At 68.0% G+C, this 13,194-nt stretch carries 18 protein-coding genes; 11 read left to right on the plus strand and 7 right to left on the minus strand.

The window, feature by feature from the left end; genetic code table 11:
- Positions 1 to 329 precede the first annotated feature (329 nt).
- Positions 330 to 941, minus strand: a complete 612-nt coding sequence (locus AB0H36_RS43440; protein WP_360537187.1) for a hypothetical protein — start codon at positions 939 to 941, stop codon at positions 330 to 332.
- A 909-nt stretch (positions 942 to 1,850) separates the two neighbouring features.
- Here AB0H36_RS43440 and AB0H36_RS43445 point away from each other — a divergent pair.
- The 5 genes from AB0H36_RS43445 (at position 1,851) to AB0H36_RS43465 (ending at position 4,370) form a co-directional block, all read left to right on the plus strand.
- Positions 1,851 to 2,084 (plus strand): hypothetical protein, encoded by a 234-nt coding sequence (locus AB0H36_RS43445; RefSeq protein ID WP_360537189.1) that lies wholly within the window; start codon positions 1,851 to 1,853, stop codon positions 2,082 to 2,084.
- A 15-nt stretch (positions 2,085 to 2,099) separates the two neighbouring features.
- Complete coding sequence (locus AB0H36_RS43450) at positions 2,100 to 2,702, plus strand: cell wall protein (protein ID WP_360537191.1); 603 nt, start codon at positions 2,100 to 2,102, stop codon at positions 2,700 to 2,702.
- 13 nt (positions 2,703 to 2,715) lie between these two features.
- Positions 2,716 to 3,540, plus strand: coding sequence for a MauE/DoxX family redox-associated membrane protein (locus AB0H36_RS43455; protein WP_360537193.1), 825 nt, complete (start codon positions 2,716 to 2,718; stop codon positions 3,538 to 3,540).
- 117 nt (positions 3,541 to 3,657) lie between these two features.
- Positions 3,658 to 4,008 carry a hypothetical protein gene (locus AB0H36_RS43460; protein ID WP_360537221.1) on the plus strand — a complete coding sequence of 117 codons (351 nt, stop codon included), beginning with the start codon at positions 3,658 to 3,660 and terminating at the stop codon, positions 4,006 to 4,008.
- The gene (locus AB0H36_RS43465) at positions 4,008 to 4,370 is read left to right on the plus strand and encodes a PQQ-dependent sugar dehydrogenase (protein ID WP_360537219.1); all 363 of its coding nucleotides are present in this window, start codon (positions 4,008 to 4,010) and stop codon (positions 4,368 to 4,370) included. The genes AB0H36_RS43460 and AB0H36_RS43465 overlap by 1 nt, the downstream gene beginning before the upstream one ends.
- 44 nt (positions 4,371 to 4,414) lie before the next feature.
- Here the strand turns inward: AB0H36_RS43465 and AB0H36_RS43470 are convergent, their stop codons facing one another.
- From AB0H36_RS43470 to AB0H36_RS43480, 3 genes are read right to left on the minus strand one after another with little or no spacing between them, the layout of a single operon-like run.
- Positions 4,415 to 5,272 (minus strand): haloalkane dehalogenase, encoded by an 858-nt coding sequence (locus AB0H36_RS43470; protein ID WP_360537194.1) that lies wholly within the window; start codon positions 5,270 to 5,272, stop codon positions 4,415 to 4,417.
- 11 nt (positions 5,273 to 5,283) lie between these two features.
- Positions 5,284 to 5,721 (minus strand): MarR family transcriptional regulator, encoded by a 438-nt coding sequence (locus tag AB0H36_RS43475; RefSeq protein WP_360537196.1) that lies wholly within the window; start codon positions 5,719 to 5,721, stop codon positions 5,284 to 5,286.
- A 36-nt stretch (positions 5,722 to 5,757) separates the two neighbouring features.
- Entirely contained in the window at positions 5,758 to 6,279 is a 522-nt protein-coding gene (locus AB0H36_RS43480) for an NUDIX hydrolase (RefSeq protein WP_360537198.1), read from the minus strand.
- Positions 6,280 to 6,358: 79 nt separating this feature from the next.
- On the opposite strand from AB0H36_RS43480, the gene AB0H36_RS43485 reads away from it, so the two are divergent.
- The 4 genes from AB0H36_RS43485 (at position 6,359) to AB0H36_RS43500 (ending at position 9,681) form a co-directional block, all read left to right on the plus strand.
- Positions 6,359 to 7,267 carry a metal ABC transporter substrate-binding protein gene (locus AB0H36_RS43485; RefSeq protein ID WP_360537200.1) on the plus strand — a complete coding sequence of 303 codons (909 nt, stop codon included), beginning with the start codon at positions 6,359 to 6,361 and terminating at the stop codon, positions 7,265 to 7,267.
- A gap of 115 nt (positions 7,268 to 7,382) precedes the next feature.
- Positions 7,383 to 8,120, plus strand: a complete 738-nt coding sequence (locus tag AB0H36_RS43490) for a metal ABC transporter ATP-binding protein (protein WP_360537202.1) — start codon at positions 7,383 to 7,385, stop codon at positions 8,118 to 8,120.
- Positions 8,117 to 8,986, plus strand: a complete 870-nt coding sequence (locus tag AB0H36_RS43495) for a metal ABC transporter permease (protein WP_360537204.1) — start codon at positions 8,117 to 8,119, stop codon at positions 8,984 to 8,986. The genes AB0H36_RS43490 and AB0H36_RS43495 overlap by 4 nt, the downstream gene beginning before the upstream one ends.
- Positions 8,983 to 9,681: a metal-dependent transcriptional regulator gene (locus AB0H36_RS43500; protein ID WP_360537206.1), complete on the plus strand. Its 699-nt coding sequence runs from the start codon at positions 8,983 to 8,985 to the stop codon at positions 9,679 to 9,681. Before AB0H36_RS43495 ends, AB0H36_RS43500 begins: the two co-directional genes overlap by 4 nt.
- On the opposite strand, the gene AB0H36_RS43505 is transcribed toward AB0H36_RS43500, so the two are convergent.
- From AB0H36_RS43505 to AB0H36_RS43515, 3 genes are read right to left on the minus strand one after another with little or no spacing between them, the layout of a single operon-like run.
- Positions 9,668 to 10,219 carry a GNAT family N-acetyltransferase gene (locus tag AB0H36_RS43505; protein ID WP_360537208.1) on the minus strand — a complete coding sequence of 184 codons (552 nt, stop codon included), beginning with the start codon at positions 10,217 to 10,219 and terminating at the stop codon, positions 9,668 to 9,670. The two genes, AB0H36_RS43500 and AB0H36_RS43505, sit on opposite strands and share 14 nt — an antisense overlap.
- Before the next feature lie 18 nt (positions 10,220 to 10,237).
- Positions 10,238 to 10,468 carry an ester cyclase gene (locus AB0H36_RS43510; protein ID WP_360537210.1) on the minus strand — a complete coding sequence of 77 codons (231 nt, stop codon included), beginning with the start codon at positions 10,466 to 10,468 and terminating at the stop codon, positions 10,238 to 10,240.
- A gap of 60 nt (positions 10,469 to 10,528) precedes the next feature.
- Entirely contained in the window at positions 10,529 to 11,287 is a 759-nt protein-coding gene (locus AB0H36_RS43515) for an AAC(3) family N-acetyltransferase (RefSeq protein WP_360537212.1), read from the minus strand.
- Positions 11,288 to 11,439: 152 nt separating this feature from the next.
- Between AB0H36_RS43515 and AB0H36_RS43520 the strand changes: the two genes are divergently transcribed.
- Together AB0H36_RS43520 and AB0H36_RS43525 are read left to right on the plus strand one after the other, a co-directional pair.
- Complete coding sequence (locus AB0H36_RS43520; RefSeq protein ID WP_360537214.1) at positions 11,440 to 11,883, plus strand: DUF1801 domain-containing protein; 444 nt, start codon at positions 11,440 to 11,442, stop codon at positions 11,881 to 11,883.
- Positions 11,884 to 12,039: 156 nt separating this feature from the next.
- On the plus strand, positions 12,040 to 13,149 hold the full coding sequence (locus AB0H36_RS43525; protein WP_360537216.1) for a serine hydrolase domain-containing protein: 1,110 nt from the start codon (positions 12,040 to 12,042) through the stop codon (positions 13,147 to 13,149).
- Positions 13,150 to 13,194 lie beyond the last annotated feature (45 nt).

Below are 13,194 nucleotides of genomic sequence, written 5' to 3' on the forward strand. Positions count from 1 at the left end.
GCACCGGTTCGGCCGCCCAGGCCTCCCGTGATGACGACACTGCCGCTACGAGCGCACCCAAGTCCGCCCGAGAGGAATACTCCCCTCCTCGTGTGTTCAACTATATCCATTACCAATGGATCCCCGGCATCGTATACCGCATACAGCCTCCGTCGCCAGGGGTTCCCCCGCCGCCTGCTACGCCCGCTCCGACGTCGCGTGCTACGCCGCTAACCCCACCCACCCCTTCGTGCACTCGCGACGCTCGCTGGTGCGCTCGCTCCGCTCGCGGTCGACTGCGGCGCCGTCCGGGGTTGGCGTGGGTGGTCGAGCGGGATGTTCCTCGAGGCCTAGTAGCACAACCACTCAGACATTGCTGCCGATGAACCCAGGAGAACCTGCACCTCGTCCGGTAGACACTCGGAGGCCAACGCCATCGCTGTGAGTCTGGCGTGGCCCTCCAGCACCACGATCGGATGGTTGCCATCGGCCCGTACACAGATGATCGGCTGCCAGGTGACTCCCTGACGGAAGGAATCTGCGAGAGCGAGAAAGTGTCCGGTGGGCATGGAACCGAACACCGTGCCGCCGCCGCGGATGAACCGAACGGCATCGGTTGGTCGCCGGCTTCCTTCGGTCAATGCCGTCCAGTAGCTGTAGTCGATGTAGCGCACGTCCAGCAGCTCACCCTGCGAGAGAGCCACACGCTGCCAGCTGACCCCATCCGGGAAACCCGTGAACAGCTCGCGATCCTGCCGATAGCCCCGGAAATCCCCAAGCACGTGCCGCCGAAGCTCGTTCCCCTCGGCGTCGCCCAAATCCGCTTCGGTGAGCAATGTCGCCGGCTGACCCAGTTCTTCCAGAACCTGCACAAGATTCGGCCCGAACCGCTCCGAACCGAGTTCGCCGAGAAGAAAGCTCGCGACCATCTCCTCCTCCGAGCTCACCCCGACGATCCGCATAAACCCATCCTGCCGCCCGATGCCCGCGCGTCACCGCGGCAGAGTTACGACCATGAGCGGGAGCTACTCCCCCGCGGCGCGATCGAGTGCATCCGGTCGGGGGTGTGCGCAGGTTCTCGGGACCTTGCACAGGCTATCTACTGTCCACGGGAACCGGAGGGTGTTCACGGTCCCGACACTTGCCAACCCGACGGCCCACGGACGGCTGCAGACCCGTGCTCGCGACCCGCAAACACACGACACGGCCGACGAGGGTCGACCACATCCGCACCGACCCAACCACCACCCACCCCGCACTCAACTCGCGAGGCAACCGAGCAGCGCGAGCGCAAAGAGGGTGGGTGGGGCCGGCGGCGAACCACGCGACGCAGGAGCGCGCGGAGCAGCTGGCGAGGGCAACCACCTGCACCTGAACCAACCACACCTCCCCGCGACCACCCCGCGGTCGACCGGCGAGCACCGCGAGCCAACCCGGCGAGCAGCCCGAGCCAGCCGCGAGCAGTGCGAGCGCACCCAACGAGCGTCGCGAGCGCAAGAACGGTGGGGGGCTGGCGGCGGAGCACGCGACGCAGGAGCGCGCGGAGCAGCCGGCGCGGGGCGACCACATCCGACCTTTTCCATGCGGGTGAAAAAGTTTCCGTTTCGGGATTGAAGTCTGTGAGATTCCGCTCGATCGCGGTACAAAGAAATCAGAAGGTCTGTCCGCCCCTAGACCTGGAGGAAATCGTCATGGCCGGAATCAACGGCGAAGTCTCATGGTTCTGTTGCGGAAACGCATGGGGACCCTGTGCGAGCACCGGACGTGGTGCTTGCGGAACTTGTCACTCGGGGAACTACCAGCACGCGTGGCCGAACACCTCGGACGCGTGCTACGCGATCACCCGGCCGGACTCGTGCGGGATCACCGGGATGTCCCGGCGGACCTGTGGGTTCCGGCACTCGACGACCAACCTGTGCAACGGGGCGCGGGTGGTCACGTCGATCGCGGACTGCGGTCCGCAGACCGATCTGTTCTGTGGTGAGCGTGCCTGCTGCGGCGGCACCTGTGCCTCCAACCGGATCATCGACCTCACTCCGGCCGCGTTCTCCGCGATCGCGAGCCTGAGCGCCGGTCTGGTCCCCTGCAGGGTCGACGTGGGCTGAAAGGGGATGAGTGAGATGACCACGAAGATGGACCGCAGGTCCCTGCTCACCCGCGCCGCTCTCGGCGCCACCGGCCTGGTTGCGGCCAGCGCCATGGGTTCGCTCGCGCCGGAGACCGCGTTCGCCGCGGCCTCGCAGTTCCCGGACGCGGGTCAGCCGGACCCGAACTTCGCGGAGGGCCTGATCATGGGCCGGAACCGGGATCTCCTGCAGGTGCAGGGTTCCGACGGCAGGTTGCACCGGATCCAGCTGACCGGAGTGACGAGTGTCTGGAAGCTGCGGCCGACCACCTTGGACGAAGTCCGGGTCGGCGACGGCATGTACGCGCGCGGTGTCATGATGCCGGACGGGATCCTCGCCGCGGAGTCGGTGTGGGTCAACATCGTGAACCTCACGGTGAGCATCAACTCGATCGGGCGCGGCGCGCTGCACCTCGACCACCACGGCCAGAAGGTCGTCGGGCACGTGCAGCCGGGTCTGACCGCGGCCGCCTACAACGGGACGCCGGCGGTGTCGGATCTGTCGATGCTCAAGGTGGGCCGGCACGCGCAGGTGATCGGCGCCTGGCGGCCGGGTACCAACGAGATCGACATCGCGACCATCTACGCGTCGAACTGACCGGGAGGCCGCGATGTTCGCACAGCAGGTGGCGGCTGCCCAGCCGCTGCTGATCGGGTTGCTCCTGCTCTGGTCGTCGTACAGCAAGTTCGGGAAGGACAGCGCGGAGCAGGCGAAGCGTACGGCGTTGCCGCGCCTCGTCGGCGAGGAGCGTACGGCGACGGCCTATCGCGCGGTCGGAGTCGTCGAAGCAGTGATCGCATTGGCCTTGTTGGCGCCACCGGTGGCGACTGTCGAGGCGATCGCGGCCGTGGCGCTGGCGACCGGCTTTACCGGGTACCTGGTCTACGCCAAGATCGTGGTCCCGGAGGCGTCCTGCGGTTGCCTGGGCGCGTCGGCGAAACCCATCGGACAAAGGGCGATCGCCCGGGCCTTGTTGCTACTGGCAACCGCCGTGGCAGCCGCGACGGCAAGCACCGGATGGTGGTCAGCAGGAGTCCTGATCCTGATCCCGGAGGCGGCACTGTTCGTCGTACTGTCGGCCGAGCTGGATCGGTACTGGCTGCTGCCGTTGCGGCGGCTGCGGTTGCGGATCACGCATCCGCTCAGCGGCACCGCGTCGGACGGCGTACCGCTCGCGGCGACTCAGCGCCGGCTGATCCTCAGTCCGGCGTACCGCGCGGTCAACGGGTTGCTGCGGTCCGACATCCACGACTACTGGGACGACGAGGACTGGCGGTTCGTCAGCTACACCGCCTGGTACGACGGCAAGCCGGCGACTGCCGTGTTCGCCGTACCGCATCACGACTCCACACCGGAGTCTGTCCGGGTCGCGGTCGTCGACGAGACGTCCGGTCAGACTCTCTACCGGCCGACCGTCTTGGCCACGGCCGGCTGACGAACCACCCCGCGAAGCCCTCGCGGTGAAGGTCCGCGAGGGCTTCGTGCTGTTGACACCCCTTGCGCGCCGATGGTGTGATGCCGATTATCGTTAGGAAGGTTTCCTAATGAATGCATGGTTCCCCTGCCGCTCCTCCGCCCCGGACAACAGGAGACCGCCCGCCCGATGGACTTCACCGTCAACGGCGTGGCCGGCGCGGTCGGGATCACCTTCCCGGGCACCGGCGCCTGGACCACCTGGCAGACAAAGACCGTCCGGCTCCAACTCGTTGCGGGGACCAACACGATCCGGGTTCGCGCCACCACCGCGGACGGCGGCCCGAACGCGGACAAGCTGACCGTCTCCCCCACGACCGACGACACCGAGCCATCGGCGCCGCAACCCGCAGGGCCTCGCCTGGGACTCGCGCGGTCAACTGTGGGCCGCGCGAGTTCGGTGAGAACAGCCAGGACGAGCTCAACCTGATCCAGAAGGGCGGCAACTACGGCTGGCCCGCCTGCGAGGGAACCATCGGCGACTGCGGCGGCTACATCGCGCCGAAACGCACCTGGTCCACCGCCCAGGCCGGACCGAGTGACGTCGAGATCGTCAACGACTGGATCTACATCGCCGGGGTCACCGGCCGGCAGTTGTGGGTGACGCAGATCAACTCGTCCGGCACCGGCGTCGGCACCCCGCAAGCCGTTTTCTCCGGCCGCTGGGGCCGCCTGCGCAGCATCACCCGCACCCCCGACGGAGCCCTCTGGCTCACCTCCACCAACAACGACAAGAACGGCGGCACCCCGACCGTCATCGACAACGTCATCGTCCGCCTCAAGTTCTCCTGACCACGGTCGCCGGCTCCCCGCCGTCAACGGGGAGCCGGCGCGGTTCACCGCAACGCGTGCCGGTCGATCCAGGACGCGATCTCGGTGCCGATCTCCTTCGGGCGGTCCTCCTGCGCGTGGTGACCGGCCTCCCCGCAGTGGGCGGTTTCGAGTGCTGCGATATTCGAAGCACACCATTCGGCCATCGCCGGCCCGATCAGCAACGTCGGCGATCCCTCGAACGTCAGCAACAGCTTCGGTACGTCGGCACTCGTCGCGAGCCAGCCGTCGTACGCCGCGATCCGGGCGACGAGCTCCGCCGGATCACCACCCAGCGGGAGCTGGCGCGCCCAAGCGAGGATCGGGCGCCGGCTCTCCGGAGTCGGGTACGGCGCCAGGTACGACGCGAGGTCGTCGCCGCCGACCGGGTGCAGCACACCGGCGGTGAACGCCTGCCGGACGAACAGGTTCTGCTCGAGGATCAAGTCCTCGCCGATGCCAGGCGTGCGGATCCGCTCGGAGCGCTCACGCGCCTGCGGCGTCAGGTCCTCCCAGGCCATCGGCTTCACGATGCTCTCGAAGAACGCGATCCCGAGGACCCGTTCCGGATGCCGCGCCGCCCAGTCGAACGCGAGCGCGCCACCCCAGTCGTGACCGACCAGGATCACCCGGTCGAGCCCCAACGCGTCGAACCATGCATCGAGGTACCGAGCATGGTCGGCGAACGCGTAGCTGACCTCCGGCTTGCCGGACTGCCCCATGCCGATCAGGTCGGGGGCGAGCAGCCGGCCGGCGCCGACATACGGAATGACGTTGCGCCAGATGCGCGACGAGGCCGGATTGCCGTGCAGGAAGACGATCGGCGTCCCACTGCCGGTGTCTTCGTAGTGGATGGTGGAGTCGAGTACGTCGATCACAGGCATGACAGACCCCTTCAGAGTGGAGTGTCGAGCAGTTCGGTGAGGTCACGAACGAACGCCTTCGTGCGGTCACCGCCGCGACCACCGAACGGCTCCAGCAACCGGTCCAGCAGCCCGGCGACCTCCGCGATCGCCGGCTCGACCGTCGTACGCCCCTTGTCGGTGAGCTGCAGTCGCACCGTCCGGGTGTCGCGAGCGTCGCGGGCGCGCTGGATCAGTCCGTCGGCGTCGAGACTGCGCGCGAGCTTGGAGACGTACAGCGCCTCGAGACCGGTGTGGTCGGCCAGCTCACGCTGACTCGGCGACTGGCCGTCGCGCTCCAGGCCGTAGAGGGACGCGAGCATGACGTACTGCGCGTGCGTGAGGCCGCGCGGCGCCAGCGCCCGGTCGACGGCCACTCGCCACTTCATCGACAGCCGCCAGACGAGGTGACCGGGAGTCGGTTCGTTCATGGCAAATACTGTACATGGCTATTAAGTACATGGCTACTATCGGCCGAAGTCAGTGTACGCCGGGGTGTTGGTGGTGAGGGCCTGGAGGGCGCGGGCCAGGCGGCGGGCCATGGACGGGCGGAGGCGAGGGGCGGCCTGGTCGAGGGTGAGGAAGTGGTGGGCCCGGGCCTCAGTGGGGTCGAGGACCATTCGGTCGATCGTGGGCTGGTCGATGACGCCGCCGTCGAAGACGAAGGCGAGGGCGTCGGACCAGACGCCGAGGGCCGGGACCCAGTCGACGACCAGGAGCCGGCCGATCGGCAGGGCGAGGCCGAGCTCCCCCTGGACCTCGCGGACGCAGGCGTCGTACGGCGACTCGTCGTACTCGACGATGCCGCCGGGGATGTCGAGGGTGGGTTTGTAGGTCGGCTCGAGGAACAGGATGCGGCCGGCCTCGTCGCGGACCAGGGCGCCGCCGGCCACGGTCTTGCGGGGCAACCGGGCCGCGATCCCGGGGTTGAACTCCTGCTCCGGCTCGCCCTCGGCGAGCAGGTCGCCGCGGCGGATGTCGTCGTCCACGGTTCAGCACCCTCCCAGCAGGTCCACCGATCCGCAATCCGGGCTTGTTTTCGGTCCACCGAACTTTTAGATTTTCGGTGTGCCGAAAACTCTCGCTGCCCTGCTGTCGGTCCTGGCGCTCGCGGTGCTGCCCGCGTGTTCGACCAGCCAGGCGTCGGGTGACGGCAAGCCGGTGGTGCTGACCACGTTCACGGTGCTCGCCGACGTCGCGCGCAACGTGGCCGGCGACCACCTGAGGGTCGAGTCGATCACCAAGGTGGGCGCCGAGATCCACGGCTACGAGCCGACCCCCGGTGACATCCGCAAGGCCTCCGACGCCGACCTGATCCTCGACAACGGGCTCAACCTGGAGGTGTGGTTCCAGCAGTTCGTCGAGTCGGTCGACGTACCGCACAAGGTCGTGTCCGAGGGGGTCGCGCCGATGGACATCACCGAGGACTCGTACGCCGGCAAGCCGAACCCGCACGCGTGGATGAGCCCGAAGAACGTGCAGATCTACGTGGACAACATGGTCGACGCGTTCTCCGAGCTCGACCCGCCGAACGCGAGCGCCTACGCGGCGAACGGCGCGAAGTACAAGGCTGAGCTGCAGAAGGTGCAGGACGAGTTGGTCACCGAGCTGTCGGCGGTGCCCAAGAAGCAGCGCGCGCTGGTGACGTGCGAGGGCGCGTTCTCCTACCTGGCGCGCGACGCGGGGCTCACCGAGAAGTACATCTGGCCGGTCAACGCCGAGCAGCAGGCGACGCCGCAGCAGATCGCGTCGGCGACGGAGTTCGTGAAGGCCAACGCCGTACCGGCGGTGTTCTGCGAGTCGACCGTCTCGGACAAGGCGATGCGGCAGGTCGCCACCGGCACCGGCGCCGAGTTCGGCGGGACGCTGTACGTCGACTCGCTGTCCGAGGCGGACGGCCCGGTCCCGACGTACCTGGACCTGATCAGGTACGACTCCGACACCATCATCCGCGGACTGACAGGACGCACCTCATGACGGTGTTGAATGCTGCGCTGCCGCGCAGCGGGTCATGCGGCTCGAACTCCCGGCCTTCCCTCGTCTCTCCAGTCGCTTCGCTCCCTCCGTTCCTCAGTCCAGGCCGGGAGGCCCCATGACCACGATCCAGGTCGACAACATCGTTGCGCGGTACGGCGACGTGCTCGCGCTGGACCGGGTGTCGCTGATTGTCGACCCGGGCAAGGTGACCGGGCTGATCGGCATGAACGGGTCCGGGAAGACGACGCTGTTCAAGGCGATCATGGGCATGATCCGGCCGGACGAGGGCCGGGTCCGGCTCGACGGGGCGGATCCGGCGGTGGCGCGGAAGCGGGGACGCGTCGGCTACGTCCCGCAGAACGAGGACGTGGACTGGGCGTTCCCGGTGTCGGTGCACGACGTGGTGATGATGGGCCGGTACGGGCACCAGGGATTCACCCGGCGGCCGCGGCCGGCTGATCGCGCGGCCGTTGCCGAGGCGTTGGAGCGGGTCGAGTTGACCGAGTACGCCGACCGTCAGATCGGGCAGCTGTCCGGCGGGCAGAAGAAGCGCGCGTTCGTTGCCCGGGGCATCGCACAGGGCGCGCAGATCCTGCTGTTGGACGAGCCGTTCGCCGGGGTCGACAAGCGGTCTGAAGCAACGATCGTGGGGCTGCTCCGGGAACTGGCGGCGGACGGCCGGACTGTGCTGGTGTCGACGCACGACCTGCATGCATTGCCTGCGCTCGCGGACGAGGCGGTGCTCCTGCTGCGGCGGGTGCTGTTCCACGGGTCGGTCGAGGAGGCGCTGCAGCCGGTCAATCTGGCCCGCGCTTTCGGTCTCGACGTACTCGAGCAAGAAGGTGCGGCGTGACCCCGGTCGACTTCCTGCTGGAGCCGCTGCAGTACGACTTCATGGTGCGGGCGCTGATCACGACGGTGTTCGCGGCGGTCGTGTGCGCGGTGTTGTCGTGCTGGCTGGTCCTGCTCGGGTGGTCGTTGATGGGCGACGCGGTGTCTCACGCCGTACTGCCCGGGGTGGTGATCGCGTACATCCTCGGCGCTCCGTTCGCGCTCGGCGCGGTGGTGTTCGGGTTCCTCGCGGTCGCGTTGATCGGGATCGTCCGGGACACCAGCCGGGTGAAGGAGGACGCGGTGATCGGTATCGTGTTCACCACGTTGTTCGCGTTCGGGCTGGTGCTGGTGTCGGTGACGCCGAGTCAGACCGATCTGAACCACATCATCTTCGGCAACATCCTGGGCGTCTCGACGACGGACCTGCTGCAGATCGCCGTACTGGCGGTTCTCGCGTTGGTGGTCCTGGTGCTGAAGCGGCGCGACCTGACGCTGTATGCGTTCGACCCGATCCATGCGCACGCGATCGGGCTGTCGCCGCGGCGGTTGGGTGCGTTGCTGCTCGGCATGCTGGCGCTGACCGCGGTCGTCGCCCTGCAGGTGGTCGGGGTGATCCTGGTGGTGGCGATGCTGATCATCCCGGGCGCGACGGCGTACCTGCTCACCGATCGGCACGGCCGGATGCTGGTGATCGCGCCGGTGATGTCAGCCGCATGCTCGGTCCTGGGTATCTACCTCAGCTACTGGCTCGACGCCGCGTCCGGCGGGCTCGTGGTCGTCGTCCAGGGTGTGGTGTTCGCCCTGGTCTACCTGTTCAGCCCGCGCCACGGAGTGCTCGGCCGGCACCTGGCAGCCACCCGCCGACGGGCGGCAGCGGTGGCATGAACGGCGGCGGTGCGATGAAGCGGAAGGACGCGATGGAGTCCAGAGTCGTCGAGAACTACCTCAAGGCCGTTTTCAACGCCCGGGAGTGGTCGGACGAACCGGTGACCGTCGGCGCACTCGCCACTCGCCTCGGCCTGTCGCCGTCGTCGGTGTCCGAGCTGGTCCGCAAGCTCACCGTTCGCGGCCTGCTCGCGCACGCCCGGTACGGCGCGATCGAACTGACCCCGGAAGGACAGCGGATCGCGCTCGCGATGGTCCGCAAGCACCGGCTGATCGAGACGTTCCTGGTCGACTACCTCGGCTACACCTGGGACGAGGTCCACGAGGAGGCCGAGGACCTCGAGCACGCGGTGTCCGACACGTTCATCGACCGCCTCGCCGTCCGCCTCGGCGAGCCCGACCACGACCCGCACGGCGACCCGATCCCCCGGTCGGACGGCTCGCTTCCGGACGACGACCAGCTGCGGCTGGACGCGGTCGACCCCGGCGTTCGTGCGCGGGTCGCGCGGGTCTCGGACAGCGACCCCGAGCTCCTGCGCCAGCTCGACCAGCTCGGCATCACGATCGGCACCGACCTGAGGGTCAACCACCACCACGACGAGTACGTCGACGTCGACCACAACGGGACGTCAGTCGTGCTGGACCGCGAGACGGCTTTTGCCATCCGCGTCGTACCGAAGGCTAGTCCTTCCTGAGGCCTCGCGGGCATTCATAGGTCATCCAGATCGAGTTTCCTCGGTGTGGGTTCTCGTCGACGCGGCCGCTGTTGTAGAAGCCGAGCTTCTCCAGGACGCGGAACGACGGCGCGTTCCACTCCCTCACCGTTGCCCACAGTCGCTTCCGGCCGGTTGCCACCGCGGCCTCGAGCACAGCTTGCGCGGCCTCGGTTGCGTAGCCGAACCCGTGGGCCCGCTTGGCCAGCTCGTACGCGATCTCGGGCTCCTCGAAGCTCGCTTGCCCGACAGTGAGCCCGCAGTACCCGATGACGTCTCCCTCGCGCCGCCGCACGATCGGCAGCAGCCCCAGCCCCTCCACCGCCGCCCGCGGATTCTCGATCAACCAGCCCCGCATCTCGTCAAGCGTCGGTCGCCCGTCAGCCCCGATCCGCCGCAACGCCCGCGAATCACGCTCCAGCCACAAGCCCCGGTAGACCTCGGCATCCGCCGGCTCCCACCGCCGCAACCACAACCGCTCAGTCTCAAGCCGCCCCGGGAACGCACTGAACTCGACCACATCCGGATCTTAGAGCAGTCAGGCGCGGGGCATGAGGCCGAGTTGCATGAGCATGCCGGCGGTGTCGGGGTAGGCGCTGAACTCGACGACCTTGTCGCCTTCGAAGCGGGCGAAGTAGGCGCCGCGGCCGATCACGCTGCGACCGGTCGGCGGAATCTGGTTGCCAGCAGCAACCAGCGGTCCGGTGTTCGTCCCGGTGAACTCGAGCTCGCCGGCGACCGCGTCGTCGGCCTCCCCCGAACCAGTCATCAGCGCCCCCAGGCCCTACACCCCACGCTAAGCCCGCGCCCACCGCTTGATAAGACCACCTCACCCCCGGTTGCGCGCCATCCACTCCCCCGCGAAGTCGACAACCGCCCGCTGCGACATCAGCCGCGCGGTCGCCGCCCCGACCGGGCCGATCCGCGCCCCGCCGGCGGCCTCGAACGCCGTACCGATCGTCCCGAAGTCGCTCTCGTCCTCCTCGACGTCCTCCCACTCCTGCCACGAACTCGTGCCGTCAGGCGAGCGCAGCGAGGCGCCGACGACGTGCCGAGACGCGTTGGTACGGCGCCACTCGGACAAGTGCATCGAGGTGTTGTTGTCGTGTCCACATCCGAGCAGCAGCACCGACCCGTCCAACCGGTACACCGCCCCCAACGGCGACGTACCACCCAGCCCATCGTCCAGCCGGTGTCCCGCGACGACCTCCTCGGCCCGCGCGCCCAACGCGGCGAACGAGAACTGCGGATGACTGCTACGCCGCGCCCCGGGCCACGTACGCACCAACTCCGCCAGCCTGCCCATCCACCGCGCCGCAGGCGTCAACCCCGGATCGAATCCCGGCGACTGATCCCGGATCACCGGCCACCACTCGGACGGGACCGGCGGGTTGGACCAGGTCGCCGGATCAGTGTTCTCAGGCGTGTGCGTCGGTACGACGAGCGTCCCGGCCGGAGTCAGCACCTCCAGCAACGCCTCCACCACCGCCTGCGGCCCGCCGGCGACGAACCCGACGCTCCGCAGCGACGAGTGCAGCAGCACTACACCACCAGCCGGTACGCCGAGCGCTCGGAAGTCAGCCGCCAAAGACCCAACTGTCGCGCACCCTTCAACCATCCCCAGACCCTAGTTGCGACCTGGTCCCGGATCGATCAGTTTTCGAGAAGCAGCCTCGGCAGGCCGGTCCTTACGCTGAAGGTGTTCGATTCGATCCGATCAAGCAGGCAGGGAGCACTCTGATGGCGACCAAGCGTTCAACCTCCAAGGCCAAGTCGTACGACGGGTTCACCGAGGACGAGCGGGACGCGATGAAGCAGCGGGCCCGGGAGCTCAAGGCGGCGCGGGGCAAGGCGGACGAGGAGACCGCCGTACTGGAGAAGATCGCGGAGTTGCCGGAGCACGAGCGGGCGATGGCGGAGCGGATCCACGAGATCATCAAGGACGCCGCGCCGGAGTTGTCGCCGAAGCTCTGGTACGGGATGCCGGCGTACTACAAGGACGGCAAGAACGTCTGCTTCTTCCAGAGCGCCGGCAAGTTCAAGTCCCGCTACTCCACCTTCGGCTTCAACGACCCCGCCAACCTCGACGACGGCGACATGTGGCCCACCGCCTACGCCCTCACCAAGCTCACCCCCGCCGTCGAGAAGCAGATCACCACCCTCGTCAAGAAGGCCGTGAGCTGACCCAGCACCGAACCGCCGTGTCAGAGCCGTGACTGTTCGGTGTCAGGCGGGCGGACGAGTGTTGGGGGCATGAAGAGAACCAATAGTCCAAGGGTCCGGCGTGTGGCGGTGGTGGCATTGGCGGCCACCGTGTTGGCCGGGGTGGCAGCGCCGGGCGTGGCGACTTCCGATAGTACGGCGACGAAGACGGCCGCGGCGGTGCAGGAGCGGCCGGAGATGCAGCAGGCGCTGCAGGAGTTCGTCGATGCCGGCTTCGGTGGGATCCAGTTGCGGCTGCACGACAAGCAAGGCGACTGGGTCGGCAGCGCCGGAGTGCGCAAGCTGGGCTCGGCCGCGAAGCCGCCCACGAACGGGAGCTTCTGGGTCGGCAGCGTGACCAAGACGGTCACCGCGACCGTCGTACTGCAACTGGTGGCCGAGGGCAAGATCAAGCTCGACGCCCCGGTGTCCGACTACCTGCCCACACTCGGAATCGACCGCCGGATCACGATGCGAATGCTGCTGCAGCACACCAGCGGGTTGTTCAACTACACCGGCGACACCTACGACGGGAAGTTCACCCCTGGAATCACCGTCGCGGGCCAGGAATGGGTGGACAACCGGTTTCGCTGCTACCAGCCGGAGGAGCTGGTGAAGGTGGCGCTGTCGAAGCCGCCGGTGTTCGCGCCGGGGTCGGACCAGCGCTATTCCAACACCAACTACACGCTCGCGTTGCTGGTGATCGAGAAGGTCACCGGGCATTCGTACGCCGACGAGGTGCAGCGACGGATCCTGCGGCCGCTCGGGCTGAAGAACACCGTCGTACCAGGCAACCGGTCGCAGCTGCCCGGACCGCACGCACACGGCTACTACCGCTACCAGGTGGACGGCGAGTGGAAGGTCGTCGACGTGAGCCGGCAGAACCTGTCCCTCGTCGCCGGCGCCGGTGACATGCTGTCGACCACGAAGGACCTGCAGACGTTCATCAGCGCACTGATGCGCGGCAAGCTCGTGCCGGAGCCGCTGCTGACCGAGATGCGCACGCCGTACGGACCGTATGGGTACGGCTTCGGACTGTGGGTGCAGGACCTGGGCCCGGACTGCGGTGGCATCGTCTACCAGCACAACGGCAGCCCGCCCGCCGGGTACGGTGCCCTGATGTACAGCTCAGCCGACGGCAGCCGGATCCTGACCGCCGGTATCACCACCGGGGACGCCCCCATCGACGTGCTGACGGACTTCCCGCCCGCGCTCGCCAAGCTCCTGAAGGCGGCCTTCTGCAAGTGACGCACGCCTCCGGCCACGCCGAGCCCTCGAGCTCGGCGTGGCCGA

The sequence above is a fragment of the Kribbella sp. NPDC050820 genome (genome assembly GCF_040653975.1).
Classification (GTDB): Bacteria; Actinomycetota; Actinomycetes; order Propionibacteriales; family Kribbellaceae; genus Kribbella.